This is a genomic window from Pseudoalteromonas sp. 13-15 (assembly GCF_001468205.2).
Classification (GTDB): Bacteria; Pseudomonadota; Gammaproteobacteria; order Enterobacterales; family Alteromonadaceae; genus Pseudoalteromonas; species Pseudoalteromonas marina.
Genome location: NZ_CP019162.1, coordinates 1,668,562 through 1,685,063 on the forward strand (window position 1 = coordinate 1,668,562; position 16,502 = coordinate 1,685,063).

Genomic DNA, 16,502 nt, shown 5'->3' on the forward strand with positions numbered 1-16,502 from the left:
AACACTCTCCTATCGGCTTCTGACTAAACGAACATATGCGTTGTTCTCTTTTGGATAGGCAAGGTCATTACCATTGCTCATATCAATAATATAAGCTTGCGATAAACTGGTGCCATCTGCTGCAGTTTGAGATGTCCAATAAGGTAAATTAACATTATCGATAGCACCCGCTTCTGGCATATTTGGAAAGAAAGCTAAGTCAATTAAAACGCTTTGCCCTTGTTTCCCATAATCAATTAACCCCAAAAGCTCTGTATACGTGGGTACTCGCCAATTTGTTCCCCCACAAAAATCGATAGCATTAACTTCATTTATATAGGTTTGTAGGCCACAGCTTGTGTCGTTAGGGCATGTTGTATTTGCTGAACTGTCTGCATCGGTAGTTGTGTCGCCAATGTCCCAATAATAGCTGTTTTGTGCACCCCGTAACGTTGTGTTTGGTAAAGAACCAGACGACGGTGATTTAACTTCCCAAACAAGCCCTGTGACGTTGTCACGAATACAGCTAAAGTCTTCACTTGAGTCATCCACCTCGTCGGCAAACTGATTAAGCTTTGTATAATCAAACGCGAGATTACCTATGCCTGCTTTATCTATGCGGTTAGCAAAGCTATCTCGACCGAGCTCTGCGTCTTGCTCAGGAAAGTCATCACTGCCACAATTTATGCGCTGCGTATTGTTGTAACATTCTCCCATACCACTATCGTTTATCAGACCAAGCGCCTTTGGCGTTATATCAATAAACACAGTATCTGTATCGGTTCGTCCTTTCGAATCGGTAACTGTTACTTCAAAGCTAAGCGTGGTATTGGTGTCCACATCGGAGGCAAAAAAGCTAGATACACACTGTTTGCTATTGCTGAGTGTTTCGGCATTCCCAGTTAATTGTTGCCATTCACACTGATATGTATCAGTTACTGTTTCGCTATTACTTGCATCTAATGTTACCTCGTCAAATTCTTCAACATTTTGATCATCCCCTGCATTTGCCGCAACTAATTCATTGGTTTTATTAAGGCTCATCGTGAACTGAGTACTGGCTTCGCCACCCTCATCGTCTGTAACCGTTAAACGCCAAAGCAATGTCGTGTTTGCTTCTAATAAAGGGTGAGTAAAGCTTAATGTTGAATCATCAAAACTGGAAATATCTAAGTCAGGGCCTGATATAAGTTCCCAAAAATAGCTATTAACCATCCCATTTTCATCCGGATCACTGGAATCAACGCCGCTCAGTATAATGGTATCTTGGTATACAGAAGGGAGTGTATCTGGTGCTGTTTGTGTTATTACAGCAATAGGGAGCTGATTATTAGAGCTAACCGAAATTAAAACGTCGTCACTTACTGTGCTATTGCCAGTGCTTTGATAGCTGACCCTTAGTACAATTTCACTGTCTGCTTTAACATCCGGTGCCGTAAGTGTTTGCTCTGCGCCTTCAAGTGGAAAGCCGTCTATACTTGGCCCGCTTACTTGCTGCCACGTAAATGTACCGTCAGCAGGTGAGCCTTGGGCGGTAATTGTAAAATCAATTTTTTCGATTACTTGTATGTCCGGACCAGCATTCACAGAGGATTCAATATTTGTGGTACTGTCACCACCGCCGCCGCCACCGCCGCATGCTGTAATAAAAATGCAGGAAAAAAGAGGGATTAACGCTAACGCTTTCATTCGTAGCACCTTGTGTGTCAAATAATTACCATGAGGTAATCACAAGCAAAAAAGGTGCCACTAAAGCTTACATGTAGGCGTCTTGATGGATACGAACGAACAATTTAGTGCCAACTTTGCTGTAATCAACTTTATATTCACGACCATCTAACGACTGAATAAATACTAACTGTTTTTCTTCACCAAATACTTCAGCGCTGCTTATATATACCATTTCTAGGTAACGGTCTTTTGCGTCGCGTCTATTTTTTGGTAGCTCCTCTTTAAACGGCTCTAATCCGTTTTGAGTCACTTTAATTCGTGGCTGATTTTCAGCGTTAACAATCACTAAATCAAGTTTTTTGTCTTTATGTATTATGGTATTACGACCACTTTTTAAAAAGGCTCTTTCTTGGCTCATTGTCTTTTCCTACAGTCGCAGCTTAATCTTTAAGCTGCGACGCTATAAACTGATGTGGCTCGCGCTTCCACTTATTTAAATTAGCGCTAAAAGCCCAAATATCTGTATCTAGTACACTGGCAGGTAGTAATAAATCATACCCTGTTAGCAGCTTGAGGTGCTTAGTTCTGTTTGCAAACATTGCTATTAAACCATTATAGCTAATTCCGCGCGCAGATCGATGTTGTGTATCTTCTACTAACCATTCTGATGGGCAATTGCCATTTTTGCAATGATTTTGAACAACCTGCATAAAAAAATGTCGTTGTTCTATAAGTAATTTACCCGCAATTCTAGGGGTTATACTCATTAAAAACTCATCAATATCATTTAGTTTTAGCCCAACCGCGTTTAGCTCTAAGTACTCAAAGCCTTTTTCTACTTTTGGAACACCGCAAGAATGAAAGTTTTTATGAGATAAACACCAGCCCCCATATTTATGCCTATATTCAATAGCAGACTCGCTCAAAATTAAGCTGTAATAAGGTTCTTGGGTTTTTAAAAAACCCACAAAAATTGCCCCAATGCAGGCACTGACTAAAAAAATTTCAACAATGCTAATAGTGCCTGATCTTAGTAAATTAAATGCCATAATAAATACTAAGCCAATAGCGCCTACTATCAATATTTCAATACCATTGCGTGCACCTTTCGCACGGTAATTAATACGCTTTTTAGTATGTTTATCCATATTGATAAAAAACCATATAAAATATAAACATAATAATAGCCCATAAAATCACTTTCCTGGCTGTCATACAGGCCTTGCAAGATGTTTTAAAATTCATATATTTATCGCTTTAATTAAACAAAAACCGGTACACATATTTAATATTACTTATTTTTACGCTTAACGCACAAAATTATGAGACACATAACAGACTTTATCCGGTCTTATTTCGTACAATACTTATAATTAATTTTCAGGTATGAAAACGATGTACTCTAGACAATCAGGCAAAGCTCTTTTTCCATTCATTATTACACTACTTTTAATATTTAGTGTTTATTTATACTTACCCTCTAGCCATGGCGAACAAGCTAATTTTTCTAACATGTCTACACAGGTTTCTGCACATACAGTAACTTCGCAAGAAAACGCTGTAATGATAGAAGCAATTGGTAGCGCACGCGCAAATCAAGCTATTTATATCAAAAGCGCACAAAACGACTACGTTACCGACATATTTTTCAAAGATGGTGACTTAGTGAGTAAAGGTCAAAAACTTGTGCAACTGCAAAGCAGACAAGAAGAATTGGCCGTTGAAGAACTCAGTATCAATTTACAAGAAGAAAAGCGTCAGCTTAACCGCCTTACAGAACTTTCACGTACACAGTCTACAGCTAAATCGCTTTTAGAAGAGCAGTTATCTGTTGTAGACGCAACCAAGTCACAATTAGAAAGTGCTAAAACAACGCTAAGCGAAATGACCATTCGTGCACCTTTTTCAGGTTTATTAGGAAAACGCGAAATATCTGTAGGCGCTTATGTTAATAATGCAACCATACTCACTACCCTTGATGATATTAGTATTATAAAAGTAGACTTTAAAGTTCCTGAAAAATATTTAGCGCAACTAGTCATTGGCATGAAAGTATTAACGCAAAACGACGCTTACCCTGGCCAAACATTTACAGGCAAAGTCACGCATATTAGTTCGCGAATCGACGCCGTTACACGCAGCATTGAAGTAACCGCTAGTTTTGCCAATAAGTCTGGCTTATTACGCCCTGGCATGCTCCTAAATACCGCACTTGAGTTAAGTACAAGCCAAGCACTTATGGTGCCAGAAAAAGCCGTTATACCACTGCAAGATAAACACTACGTGTTTAAAATTACAGATGGCGTAGCCAACAAAATAGAAGTACATGTTGCAAGCAGAAATAACGGTTGGGTAGCTATTGATGAAGGCTTAACCGATGGCCAGCAAATTATTACTGAAGGGCTGATTAAAATTCGCTCGGGCAGTAAAGTTAGCGTTAAGGGGTAATACGTGAAAATTACCGACACTAGCGTTAAACGCCCCGTTTTTGCGATTGTAATTAACTTATTGCTACTAACCTTTGGTTTAGTAGCATTTAGCATGTTACCGCTACGCGAATACCCTGACATTGAAACTCCGATTGTAAATATTAGCACCTCATATACCGGGGCATCAGCGGAGATAATCGAAACTAAAATAACCCAAGTTATCGAAAACCGTATATCGGGTATTGAGGGTATTAAAAGTATTAATTCGTCGAGCCGTAATGGTCGCTCAAACATTACTATTGAATTTAATATTAGCCGCGATATAGATGCAGCATCTAACGATGTACGTGAACGTGTTGCACGTGCACTCGACAGCCTACCTGAGCAAGTTCGTCCGCCTGAGGTATCTAAATCAAACAGTGATGAAAGCCCTATTGCATGGTTTGTACTTAATAGTGAAACCATGGACTCATTACAGCTTTCTGATTATGCACAGCGCTTTATTGTTGACCGCTTAGCCGTTGTGGATGGCGTATCTAATGTGCGAATTGGCGGCGAGCGTCAATACGCTATGAAAATTTGGCTAAACCGCCAAGCAATGGCTGCGCGCGGCATAACTTCAAGCGACATAGAAAACACTCTGCGCACAGAAAATGTTGAGTTACCTGCTGGTGAAATTGAATCAATTGATCGCGACTTTACGGTTCGTACGGCCCGAAGCTACAAAGATCAGCGCGACTTTAAAAATTTAGTTATTAAACGCGGTGAAGATGGCTATTTAGTTCGCCTTGGCGAAGTAGCCGATGTTCAACTAGAGGCCGCCGACGACGAAAGTTTATTCCGTGGTAACGGCCGCAACATGATTGGCCTGGGTATTGTAAAACAAGCTAAAGCAAACACATTAACCGTGGTAGACAACGCACGTAGTGAGCTTGAAAAAATCAAACGAAACCTACCTGAAGGCACAACAATTCAAGACAGTTACGACTCGTCTGTATTCATTAAAGAATCGATTAGCGAAGTATATAGCACGCTTGCCATTTCAATGGGCTTAGTTGTTTTAGTGATATTTTTGTTTTTAGGCAACATTCGTGCAACGCTTATTCCAGCTGTTACCGTACCGGTAGCTTTGGTAGGTAGCTTTATGTTTTTGCTCGCTATGGGGTATTCAATCAACTTGCTAACACTACTTGCGTTAGTACTTGCCATTGGTTTGGTTGTTGATGACGCTATTGTAATGCTTGAAAACATTCACCGCCGCATAGAGCTTGGCGAACCACCATTACTTGCTGCATATAGAGGCGCACGAGAAGTTGGCTTTGCAATTGTAGCAACTACACTTGTGCTTATTTCGGTATTTGTTCCTTTAGTATTTATGGATGGCCGAATAGGCGCGTTATTCACCGAATTTGCAATGGCTGTAAGCGCAGCGGTTTTTTTCTCAAGTGTGACCGCGCTTACGCTTGCACCAGCATTGTGTTCAAAAGTTCTAAAAAGCGCCGACAAGCCTAATAAAATCAGCCAATGGATGGACCGCCAGTTTACTAAATTAGAGCGCAGTTACCGTAATTCACTTTCAACAAATATGACCAAAAAATGGGGCTTGTTAGTCAGCTTAGTTTTAGCGGGTTTTGTGAGTTATTCACTGTTACTGCAAGTGCCATCAGAGCTAACACCTAAAGAAGACCGCGGCACCTTTTTTATTATGATGAGCGGACCTGAGGGTGCTAGCTACGAAAATAATGCCGCCAATATGGCAAAAATTGAAGAACGCCTTATGCCTTACTCTGAGTCTGGCGAGCTAAGCCGTGTGCTTGTTCGTGTTCCTGGCTGGGGCGGTAGCGGCGGTGTTGCTATTGTTGGTATGGCTGATTGGGACAAACGCAAGCGCTCTACATGGGAGGTAATGGATGAAATTAGTGGCAAAATGCGCGAAGTCACCGATGTACGTGCGTTTGCTATTATGCGCCGAGGTATTGGCGGTGGCGGTTCATCTCGCCCTATTGAATTTGTTCTACAAGGTAATGATTATGCTCAGCTTGCCGATTGGCGTGACCGCATTATTAAACGTGCAGAACAAAACCCAGGCCTTGTTAGAATCGATCATGATTACAAAGAAACATTCCCACAGTTTTTAGTAAGCATTGATAAAAATAAAGCGGCCGATTTAGGGGTGTCTGTGTCTGACGTTGGTCGTACACTCGAAACCATGCTGGGTCAGCGTCGTGTGACAACCTTTATAGATAGAGGTGAAGAATACGATGTCATTTTGAAAGGTACAAAAGAAGACTTTAATAACCCGACCGATATTTCAAATATATACCTTAAATCACGCAGTGGTGAGCTTGTTCCGCTAGACAGCCTAATTAGCTTAAAAGAAGAGGCAACGGCCTCACGCTTAAACCGTTACAACCGTATGCGCTCAATAACCTTAAGCGCAAACTTAGCCGATGGTTACACACTCGAACAAGCACTTAACTTTTTAAACAATGTTGCCGCAGAAGAAAATGATATTGACGGCGCAATAGACTACAAAGGTGAATCTCAGCTTTATTACGAAGGCGCATCAGCAATGACCTACGTATTTGTATTAGCGCTAACAGTTACCTTTTTGGTATTGGCAGCACAATTTGAAAGCTTTATGCACCCATTTGTAATTATGCTAACAGTACCGCTTGGTTTAATGGGCGCGATGTTTGGTCTTTGGTCTACCGGACTGACGCTTAATATTTACAGCCAAATTGGTATTGTTATGCTCATAGGGTTAAGCGCTAAAAACGGGATACTCATTGTTGAATTTACCAACCAATTACGCGACAAAGGTGTAGAATTTAGCGAAGCAATATTACAAGCGGCTACACAACGTTTACGCCCAATAATAATGACATCGCTAACAACGGTTATGAGCTCAGTGCCATTGGTATTAGCATCAGGCCCTGGCGCTGAAAGCCGTATGGTAATTGGTGTTGTGGTATTTACCGGGGTTATTGTTTCAACGCTACTTACTTTATTTGTTGTGCCAGCTGCGTATTATGCGCTTGCTCGTAACACACAATCGCCTGAATATTTACAACAAAAACTTAATAAACAAGCAGCCGAAAAACCGCTTGAAGAGATCTAAGCAAGCTAACGCGTCGTAACCTTGTTGTTATGGCGCTAAGCTTTATGCTTTGCGTGACCTTTGTCAAATATTAGGAATAATTATGAGTTCAACAACGCAAGTAGCAACCTTTGGTGGTGGCTGTTTTTGGTGTATTGACGCAGCATTTAGGCGTGTAAATGGCGTGTCTGATGTAAGCTCGGGTTATACCGGTGGCAATACTGACAATCCAACATACAAATCAGTATGCAGTGGTACAACGGGCCATGCCGAAGTAGTAAAAGTTGAATTTGATAGCACTATTGTAAGCTTTGAAACATTGCTCGCGATGTTTTTTACACTGCACGATGCTACGCAATTAAATCGCCAAGGTAACGATATTGGCACACAATACCGAAGTGTTGTTTATTACCATAATGAGGAACAACTTGCGCTTACTAACACTATGATTGAACAGCTACAAACCCATGTTAGTGAGCCTATTGTTACCGAAGTCAGCCCGGTGACAACTTACTACCCTGCTGAGCACTATCATCAAGATTACTACAACGAAAACCCACAACAGGGTTATTGCAGTATGTTAATCGCACCAAAATTACATAAGTTTGAAACCGTATTTAAAGAGTTTTTAGCTGAGTAAAAACACAAAAAAGCCCGGTAAAACCGGGCTTTTTATTTAGATTATTTAAAACTGGTAATCTATGCCAGCAAAAAAGCGGCGCTCTGGCGTGTTGTAGTAATACACCTGCGCTGTTGTAAAATCAGCGTTAGAATCAACTGCGTTGTATTCCTTATCGAATACGTTTTCTATACGAAGCGACACCGTAACCTCATCATTTACTTGGTAATTGCCTGCTAAATTCCAAAGCGTATACGAACCCAATTGCGAAACCGCCCCTGCTCGCTCACCGCGATATTGCATTTCTATGCTTGTATCAAATGCACCAAACTGTTTTGCAAGCTCCCAATTAAAGGTTCGTTTGGCAACGTTTCTAAGCGCTTCGCCTGTTTCTTTATCTTCGGCACTTAGGTAAGCAAAATTCACATTACTATCAAAACCAAAAATTTGATTGGCTAAACTAAATTCAACACCTTCATATTGAGCCTCATTAATATTGGTGAGTGCAAAATTAGCGTCATAATCAATTTTATCTTCAATTTCATTTCTAAAAATGGCGACATCGACACGTACAGTATCAAAGTCGACGTTTAAGCCAAGCTCACGATTCACTGACGTTTCAGGTTGAAGATTGGCATTGCCGTAAAGAGGAAAGTACAAATCATTAAATGTTGGCGCTTTAAAGCCCGTGCTTTGGCTTATTCTAAATGTTGCGTCTTCAGATAAGTGATAGCCAGCTGCCGCTGTGTACGTTGTTTCATTACCAAATTGCTCATCGTCATCTTGACGAACAGTTAAATTGGCAAGCAACTCATCCGCATCGTAATATGCGCCAACAAATACAGCTAATACATCGCGCTCTTGCACTTCAAACGTGGTTGAGCTTTGTGATACGTCATCATTGTACCAATTAATACCACCACTAATGTTTAACGTGTCGTTTAAGCGGTATTGGCCGTTGTAGTCAATTTGTGAGCGCTTAGTAACAAACGTACTTGTTGTTGGCCCTTGAGAAAAATCAACATAACGATTGTCTGAGTCATCCGTTGCAAATGCTATATCAAGGCTGTGATTTTGATTTTTATAGTCTTTATTCCAACCAGCCGAAAGCTGGTAATTTTTAAAATCCCCTCGCTCAATCGTGCTATCGGCAGGACTAAAGCGGCTGTCGTAATCAGCAAAGCCTTCGCTGTATTGCCCTAGTAACTTAAAGTTACCGAAATGTGTGTCGGTATAGTTTACTTTAAAGCCAAGGTTTTTGTTTTCAAAACCGTCTTCATCGGGTGCTGCACCTTGAAGTACATCAAAGTTGTCCGTCTTTTCAAACCCTGCATTAAAAGCCGTTGTTACATCGCCTGCTTTTACAGAGCCAGCAATCTGGTAGTCTTGGTACGCGTCAGATCCAAACGTAGCACTGACCGAAAGGTTATCTGACTCCCGAGTAATAATATTAATAACACCTGCTAACGCATCAGAGCCATAAATAGCTGCACGTGAACCTTTAATTATTTCTATGCGTTCAATACTATTTAATGGCACATTACTTAATGCTTTTTGACCAAGCGTTGCCGAACCGGTGCGTACACCGTCTATTAAAATGAGCGTATCACCTGACCCTGTACCGCGCAATGAAACACCGGCATTTTGACCAAAACCGCCGTTAGGGTTGACCTGAAACCCAACTTGAGTGGTTAGTAGCGTTGGTAAGTCGCGAACATTACTGGTTTCAATGTCATTACGAGTTATAACATTTACACTCGCTAATACATCAGTAATTGATTGTTCAAACTTATTAGCGGTTACCGTAATGGTTTCGATTGATTGCTCTTCAGCAGATACAGATAGTGACAGCGCAGCAGTAATTGCAACGCCAAGAGTTGTTTTTTTTAACATGAAGTTCCCCTTCTTTGCCCACCGCAAAGAACTAAGTAAGATTACATCAAGGCCGGTCTCCGGACTCAGTAAGTACATAGCTTTATGCATTACTTTACCGTTGCGGGGGCAGTGTTGGGATTGTAGTCATCATGAAAACGCACCAACTTCCCGATTATCTTATTAAAAAAATCAAACCGTTGAAAAGATTAATAAGCACCTTGAAAATAGGCCGCTATTGTGAGGAGTTTAATAAAAAATGTCAACGGACGTCTATACAGCTAAAAAGCGAATCAATTAAAAACAAAAACTATGTAGCGTTTATAAAAAAAGCCAAATAACCTGCGCGGCTATTTGGCTTTTTATTTATAAAGCGCCCAAAAAGGCTTTTATAATTAATCGCGGAAGTTTTTAAACTGAAATGGCTGACCTAAATCGGCAGTACGCACCACTTGCATAGCAGCTTGTAAGTCATCACGCTTTTTACCCGTTACGCGTACTTCCTCGCCTTGAATAGCCGCTTGCACTTTTACTTTAGAATCTTTAATGGCTTTTACTACTTTTTTAGCCACATCTTTTTCAATACCTTGCTTTAGCGCAACGTTACGAAAAACATTTTTACCTGCACGGCTAATATCTTGCAACTCTAAGCTCGCTACATCCATACCACGCTTAGAAACTTTACCCGCTAAAATATCAAACAATTGCATAACCTGTGAATCAGCTTCAGCTTTTAGCTTAATTGTTTTGTCGTTTAGCTCAATAGATGCATCAACACCTCTAAAGTCAAAGCGAGTCTCAAGTTCACGGTTTGCATTATCTACCGCATTTTGTGCTTCGTTCATTTCTACTTCAGATACAATATCAAATGAAGGCATTGGTTTTCTCCTAACTATTCAATCTTAATTTTATGGCGCAATTATAACGCTAAAATTATAAATCTTTACATTTTTCTGCATCTTGTTCAGGTGCGATACTAATTTAGTTTGATATACTTAAGCTTCTTTTTTAAGCGACTCTAGGATTTTACGTGACAAGGCGTGTTTACCAAGCTGTTTTTTTGCTCAGCATCGTAGCGTTTACTTTTTTATTTGCCAAAGAAATAAAAGGCGCAGCTAACCTATTTCCACACATTGATAAAGTAGCCCATTTTGGGATTTTTTTTGTGCTTGCTATTATTATGGATAAAGCGTTTAAGCTTCCTTTGTACGCACAAATTTTGTTATTGGCCGGTTACGGCGCATCAATTGAAATAATGCAAGACGCACTCCCCTACAGGCAGGCCTCTATTGGCGATTTTATAGCTGATTTTGCTGGTGCTGCTAGTTACTTTTTACTAAGAGTTATTTTTACACCTCGAAAAAAGAATCCCTATGACTAATATTTTAATTGTAGGCGATGGCGCTATTGGCTTGTTACTAAGCCACTTTTTAAGTCACAAAAATAATGTTCATGTTTTAACACGCAAACCAACCTGCAATACGCGTTTTTATAGCCGTAAAAACGCTCCGTCAGATAACATTAATGCACGCTTTATTAATTTAAGCGATCTGGCGCAACAACCTAGTTATGATGTTGTTATTTTTACAGTTAAAGCTTTTCAGGTTCAAGATGCATTTTCACAAGTAAAACCTTATCTTGCTGCAAATTCAATATTAGTCGTTTCTCATAATGGAATGGGAAATATTGAAGAGCTTATTCCTCAGCTGAACACTCAGCAAGCACTATACTTTTTAACCACCAGCATGGCCGGATTTAAGTCTACCCAGTACATTGTGCAACATACAGGTGAAGGGCAAAGCGTGATTGGTGGCTGTAATAAACTTGCAGCTAAAAATCCACAATTTATATCACCACTACTTCAAGCAATTCCTAATTTAAAAATGGTCAATAACATTGAGCAACTTCGCTTTGAAAAGCTGTTGGTCAATGTGGCTATTAACCCACTAACTGCACTTCACAATATAAAAAACGGCCAATTGCGTGCCCCTGTATTTAGCGCAACGATAATGAGTTTACTCTATGAGGGCTGCAGGGTTGCTAACGCAAAAGGGTTGAATATTGCTTTAGCTGATGCGTTAAATAACGCTTACACCGTAATGTCGCATACCGCTGAAAATTATTCTTCAATGCAGCAAGATATTGCTAATAACAGGCCAACAGAAATAATGGCTATTTGTGGGTATATTAGCGAGCAAGGCAAACGTTACAACATCAAAACCCCAACTAATAATGAGTTACTTGCTAAAATTCAGGCAAAAAAAAGCGTGTTTTAAACCACGCTTTATAAACTATTAACGTATTTACTTACCCTTTAAGGACGATACACTTTTACAGTTGTAAAGCCTTGCTCGTGTAAAATAAGCGCTTGTAACTGGCTCATTACACCTCTATCACAATATAGGTAGTAGTCTTTATCTTTTGGTAGGTCGCCAAACTTTGTAGCTAAGCGGAAAAACGGTAGGTGGATTACTTCAATACCTTCAATCTCAAGCGGCGCCGCGTCTTCTTCTTCTGGAGAGCGAATATCAACAACAACTGAACCTGGCGGTAAATCGGCAACCGATTCTGCCTCTTTAAGCTCTTGCTTAGCTTCTACGTCGATATCACGAACATCCATAACACGCGCGTTATCTATAACGGTATCAAGTACATCAAAGTCGAACTTTTCTTCTTCGCCTTTAATCACGTCTATTTTTGCTTTTACCGTTGGCTTTTTAGATATAACACCACAGTATTCTGGCATCGTTTCGGCCATTTCAGCGGTACCGATTTGGCGCGCAATGTTTATAATCTCTTGCTTATCATGCTGAATTAGCGGGCGTAAAATAAGGGTTTCGGTTACGCGGTCAATCACACTTAAATTAGCCAACGTTTGGCTAGACACCTGCCCAATACTTTCACCCGTTACAAGCGCTTGAATATTTAGCTTTTCGGCCACTGCGCTACCGGCACGCATCATCATACGCTTGAGTACAACGCCCATTTGGCTGTTCTCAACGTTTTCTAAAATTTCGGCAACAACAGGTTCAAAGTCGACCGTAATAAATTTTACTTTATGAGTAGAGCTGTATTTTTTCCATAAAAAGTAACTCGCTTGTTTAACGCCAATTTCGTGGGCAGCGCCACCTAAATTAAAGAACAAAAAGTGCGTACGCGCGCCTTTTCGTATCATTTGGTAGCTAGCAACACCTGAGTCAAACCCACCCGACATTAACGACAGCACATCTTCTTGAGTTGGCAAAGGGAAACCCGCCATACCCAAATGTGTTTGAGTTACAATGTAGGCTTTGTCATCTTTTACTTCTAGACGAATAGTCACCTCTGGGCGGCTAAGTTTTACGCGGGCACCTTCAACGTGTTGGTTTAAACCACCACCAACGTAACGCTCTAAATCAGTTGAGGTAAAGTCGTGTTGGCCTATACGTTTTGCACGTACACAAAATGTTTTACCCGCAATTGTGTGGCCAATTAACTCAAAGGTTTTTTGATAAATTTCGTCCAACGTACTAAATTCGACTTCGGTCACTTCAATAAATTGCACTATACCTGGAATGCGTTGCAAACCATCAATAAAGTCTAACCGAGTTTGCGCGTCAGTTAATTTGGTGACAACTGAAATGTTATCCCAGTTGTTTCTTACTTGTACTTTTTCGTCAATACGACGCAATACAATTTTAATGTTATTTTCTAACACTTTAGTAAAGCGTTTACGAACCGAGCGGCTTTTAATAGCTATTTCGGGGTGTAGTTTGACGATAAATTTAAGCATAGTTCACTCTTAGACTGCGGGAATTCGCGCTCCCAGGCATTTGGCGCGCGATTATAGCAAAAATTTTAACGTCTAGGAAACAGCCAATAAATTAGGCGTTATGCTACTGCCGGTGCTTGCTGTGCAAGTGCCGTGTACTTTTCGCGAAGTTGGTTCATCTGTACACTGCTTTTTTCTGTGCTGTAGGCCCTAAATAAAGCCAATACTTTTAAAATACCATAATAAATATCTTGCTCAGCCAACGAACCACTGGGTCTTCGTGCTTTTATATAAGGTGTCCAAAAGCTAACAGTGAGTTTAAGTGTGTGTGCTAATTCGGTCACGTCTTGTTCGTCAATGGCAATCATGCCTTTATCACGCAATCCCAAAATAACGTTACGAACTTGCTCTAATAACTCAAGCTGAAAATCAATATACGCTTGTTTTAAGTCGGTATCTCTAGAGAGGATATCGCCAAGGTTGTCGTAAAAAAAGTGAAAACGCCACATAAGTTCAAATAGCGAGTCGAGATAAGCAGTTAAATGACTAAATGCATCGTCATCTTTATCAATAGGCTTAAAGTGTGTACTTAAGTGATCACGGTAAAGCGCAAAAATATGGCGAATAATGTCTTCTTTATTTTTAAAGTGATAATAAAGATTACCCGGACTCATCCCTAAACTCGATGCAATATGGTTCGTTGTGATTGCACGCTCACCATTTTCATTAAACAACGAAATACTGGTGTGTATTATTTTTTCCTTGGTATTCATATGCTAATACTCAAATAGTCTATTGGCTACATTACACTCAAATTTGGATAGGCAGTATAAACAAAATTAACAATTAAAACACGCCCTAAACAATGCTTAAAATTACCGCTAATGGCTGCACTAGCAACTGGGCTGATTTGTTCTGTAAACACTGTTAAACTGCTACAAAATTATAATTTGTGAACCTTATGAACGTTACTGCAATTTACCCCGGCACTTTTGATCCACTTACTAATGGGCATACAGACCTAATACAACGTGCTGCCAAAATGTTTGACACTGTTTTGGTTGCTGTTGCTAATAACCCAAGTAAACAGCCATGTTTTAACCTTGAAGAACGTGTGGCGCTAGCAAACACAATATTAAGCCACTTAGATAACGTAAAGGTCATTGGTTTTTCTGGATTACTGGCCGATTTAGCGCGCGATCACAATGCACACGTACTGATTCGCGGTATAAGAGCGGTGTCTGACTTTGATTATGAATTTCAATTAGCAAACATGAATCGCCGCCTAAACCCCGATCTTGAAAGTGTATTTTTAACACCGGCTGAAAAAAATTCTTTTATTTCATCTACTTTAGTTAAAGAAGTGGCGCGTCATCATGGCGATGTAAGCGAGTTTGTAGACCCTATTATTGTAAAAGCACTCAAAGAAAAAGTAGGTTGCAATACTAATTAAGCCTAGTGAGTGCTTTACCAAAGCAAAAAATATAGAGGTATTGAGCCTCTAATAATACATTAAGCACGTGTGGTTAGTTTTTTAGTTAACCACACCAGTTTTAATAAATCTTTATTTGTAACAAGTACGACAGCCATTGTTATATCTACAAGCGGCATTACTGACCCGTATACTCCCCATAGCCACCAATAACCGCAATATGGGTTTACTATAAAATCAACATGCATTGCCAAAAAAAGGGTTGCGTTAACAGATAACCCCCCTACCAAATAGTAAAAGCTAACAGGGATCACTCTCCCTAGGCTATAGCGCCAAATAATAATGGCCGCAATTGTAACCGCATCAAAAATAAATAACTGTAAATGCCTAAGTGGTGTATACATATCTATGTATAAACACAAAGTGTACGAAACCATCATAATGAATGAGAGTTGAGTTCGGCTATTATCGATTTTATTAATAGCCGCAGACAAGTTATATAAAAAGGTGAAAACAAATAGCCACGTTATAAAAATACCAAAAGGTTCAGCTATTGAAACCATCATCCAAAAGTAATCTTCCAAAAAGCGCCCCATTAAACAGCAGCTTGTTTTTTACGATTTAGTACACTGTTTTTAAATTTAACAAGGCCTAAAATATCTTTATTTGTAATAAGTACTACAGCCATCGTTAAATCAACAAGTGGTACCACTAACCCGTATACGCCCCATAACCACCAATATCCATCATATAGCTTTACAATTAATTCAATATGTAGTGCCATAAAAAGTGTCGCATTTATAGTGAGCCCTGCTATTAAATAATAAAAACTAATCGGAATTATTTTACCAAAGCACTTCCGCCAAATAAAAATAACGATAACGGTAGCGACATCAAAGGCAAATAATTGCAAATACACCGATGGCGTATATGCATATATATACAAACTCAACGAATACGAAATCATCATAATGAATGACAGTTGAGTGCGGCTATTATCAGGTTTATTTATAGCTGCAGAAAGGTTATATAAAAAAGTAAAAACAAATAACCACGTAATAAAAATACCAAGCGGTTCACCAATTTCAGCAAGACTAAAAAAAACATTTTCCAAAAAACTACCCATTACTTAGCCACCGGTGCTTTTCGATTCAACACAACATTTTTCAATTTAACCAAGCCTAAAATATCTTTATTGATAATAAGTACTAAAGCCATAATGAAGTCAACAATAAGTGTTGAGATACCGTAAACCATCCACAACCACCAATACCCGCAATTTGGATTTATAATACTATCTATATGCATGGCCATAAAAAGCGATGCGTTAATACAGAGCCCTACTATTAAATAATAAAAGCTAACAGGGATAAATTTACCTAAGCACAGCCGCCAAATAAAAATAACGGCAATGGTGACGACATCAAAGGCAAATAATTGAAGATAAGGCGCTGGAGTATAAGCGTCTATGTATAAACTCAACGTATAAGAGACCATCATAATTAATGACAGTTGAGTTCGGCTATTATCAGGTTTATTAATCGCTGCAGAAAGGTTATATAAAAAAGTAAAAACAAATAACCACGTAATAATTATACCTATGAGCTCGCTTATTGCAGCGAGACTCCACATAAAGTCTACCAAACTAC

16 protein-coding genes and 1 riboswitch are annotated in these 16,502 nt (G+C 39.6%); of the genes, 6 read left to right on the forward strand and 10 right to left on the reverse strand.

Annotated elements, in window-relative coordinates:
- Window positions 1–9 precede the first annotated feature (9 nt).
- The 3 genes from ATS72_RS07710 to ATS72_RS07720 form a co-directional block, all read right to left on the reverse strand.
- Window positions 10–1,668: an Lcl C-terminal domain-containing protein gene (locus tag ATS72_RS07710; RefSeq protein ID WP_058430169.1), complete on the reverse strand. Its 1,659-nt coding sequence runs from the start codon at window positions 1,666–1,668 to the stop codon at window positions 10–12.
- A 67-nt stretch (window positions 1,669–1,735) separates the two neighbouring features.
- Entirely contained in the window at window positions 1,736–2,068 is a 333-nt protein-coding gene (locus ATS72_RS07715) for a hypothetical protein (protein ID WP_039037724.1), read from the reverse strand.
- 22 nt (window positions 2,069–2,090) lie between these two features.
- On the reverse strand, window positions 2,091–2,798 hold the full coding sequence (locus tag ATS72_RS07720) for a DUF2982 domain-containing protein (protein WP_058430170.1): 708 nt from the start codon (window positions 2,796–2,798) through the stop codon (window positions 2,091–2,093).
- A gap of 247 nt (window positions 2,799–3,045) precedes the next feature.
- Here ATS72_RS07720 and ATS72_RS07725 point away from each other — a divergent pair, with 247 nt between their 5' ends.
- The 3 genes from ATS72_RS07725 (at window position 3,046) to msrA (ending at window position 7,819) form a co-directional block, all read left to right on the forward strand.
- The gene (locus ATS72_RS07725) at window positions 3,046–4,098 is read left to right on the forward strand and encodes an efflux RND transporter periplasmic adaptor subunit (RefSeq protein WP_058430171.1); all 1,053 of its coding nucleotides are present in this window, start codon (window positions 3,046–3,048) and stop codon (window positions 4,096–4,098) included.
- A 3-nt stretch (window positions 4,099–4,101) separates the two neighbouring features.
- Window positions 4,102–7,200, forward strand: a complete 3,099-nt coding sequence (locus ATS72_RS07730; protein WP_058430172.1) for an efflux RND transporter permease subunit — start codon at window positions 4,102–4,104, stop codon at window positions 7,198–7,200.
- Window positions 7,201–7,282: 82 nt separating this feature from the next.
- Window positions 7,283–7,819, forward strand: a complete 537-nt coding sequence (gene msrA, locus ATS72_RS07735; RefSeq protein WP_058430173.1) for a peptide-methionine (S)-S-oxide reductase MsrA — start codon at window positions 7,283–7,285, stop codon at window positions 7,817–7,819.
- 45 nt (window positions 7,820–7,864) lie between these two features.
- On the opposite strand, the gene ATS72_RS07740 is transcribed toward msrA, so the two are convergent.
- Together ATS72_RS07740 and ATS72_RS07745 are read right to left on the reverse strand one after the other, a co-directional pair.
- The gene (locus ATS72_RS07740) at window positions 7,865–9,691 is read right to left on the reverse strand and encodes a TonB-dependent receptor domain-containing protein (protein ID WP_058430174.1); all 1,827 of its coding nucleotides are present in this window, start codon (window positions 9,689–9,691) and stop codon (window positions 7,865–7,867) included.
- 33 nt (window positions 9,692–9,724) lie between these two features.
- Window positions 9,725–9,888: riboswitch (cobalamin riboswitch) on the reverse strand.
- Window positions 9,889–10,065: 177 nt separating this feature from the next.
- Complete coding sequence (locus ATS72_RS07745; protein ID WP_006791536.1) at window positions 10,066–10,548, reverse strand: YajQ family cyclic di-GMP-binding protein; 483 nt, start codon at window positions 10,546–10,548, stop codon at window positions 10,066–10,068.
- Between the two features lie 152 nt (window positions 10,549–10,700).
- Here ATS72_RS07745 and ATS72_RS07750 point away from each other — a divergent pair, with 152 nt between their 5' ends.
- A complete protein-coding gene (locus ATS72_RS07750; RefSeq protein ID WP_006791537.1) occupies window positions 10,701–11,051 on the forward strand; it encodes a VanZ family protein in 351 nt (116 codons plus the stop codon).
- Window positions 11,044–11,946, forward strand: a complete 903-nt coding sequence (locus ATS72_RS07755; RefSeq protein WP_058430175.1) for a ketopantoate reductase family protein — start codon at window positions 11,044–11,046, stop codon at window positions 11,944–11,946. Before ATS72_RS07750 ends, ATS72_RS07755 begins: the two co-directional genes overlap by 8 nt.
- Window positions 11,947–11,984: 38 nt before the next feature.
- On the opposite strand, the gene thiI is transcribed toward ATS72_RS07755, so the two are convergent.
- Together thiI and ATS72_RS07765 are read right to left on the reverse strand one after the other, a co-directional pair.
- A complete protein-coding gene (thiI, locus tag ATS72_RS07760) occupies window positions 11,985–13,442 on the reverse strand; it encodes a tRNA uracil 4-sulfurtransferase ThiI (protein ID WP_008129371.1) in 1,458 nt (485 codons plus the stop codon).
- A gap of 98 nt (window positions 13,443–13,540) precedes the next feature.
- Window positions 13,541–14,194, reverse strand: a complete 654-nt coding sequence (locus ATS72_RS07765; protein WP_006791540.1) for a TetR/AcrR family transcriptional regulator — start codon at window positions 14,192–14,194, stop codon at window positions 13,541–13,543.
- A gap of 188 nt (window positions 14,195–14,382) precedes the next feature.
- On the opposite strand from ATS72_RS07765, the gene coaD reads away from it, so the two are divergent.
- Window positions 14,383–14,874, forward strand: coding sequence for a pantetheine-phosphate adenylyltransferase (coaD, locus tag ATS72_RS07770; RefSeq protein WP_006791542.1), 492 nt, complete (start codon window positions 14,383–14,385; stop codon window positions 14,872–14,874).
- A gap of 59 nt (window positions 14,875–14,933) precedes the next feature.
- On the opposite strand, the gene ATS72_RS07775 is transcribed toward coaD, so the two are convergent.
- Genes ATS72_RS07775 through ATS72_RS07785 form a run of 3 tightly spaced genes read right to left on the reverse strand, consistent with a single transcriptional unit; the run spans window position 14,934 to window position 16,497 of the window.
- Complete coding sequence (locus ATS72_RS07775) at window positions 14,934–15,449, reverse strand: hypothetical protein (protein WP_058430176.1); 516 nt, start codon at window positions 15,447–15,449, stop codon at window positions 14,934–14,936.
- Window positions 15,449–15,979 (reverse strand): hypothetical protein, encoded by a 531-nt coding sequence (locus ATS72_RS07780; protein WP_058430177.1) that lies wholly within the window; start codon window positions 15,977–15,979, stop codon window positions 15,449–15,451. The genes ATS72_RS07775 and ATS72_RS07780 overlap by 1 nt, the downstream gene beginning before the upstream one ends.
- Window positions 15,979–16,497 carry a hypothetical protein gene (locus tag ATS72_RS07785; protein ID WP_425320027.1) on the reverse strand — a complete coding sequence of 173 codons (519 nt, stop codon included), beginning with the start codon at window positions 16,495–16,497 and terminating at the stop codon, window positions 15,979–15,981. Before ATS72_RS07785 ends, ATS72_RS07780 begins: the two co-directional genes overlap by 1 nt.
- Window positions 16,498–16,502 lie beyond the last annotated feature (5 nt).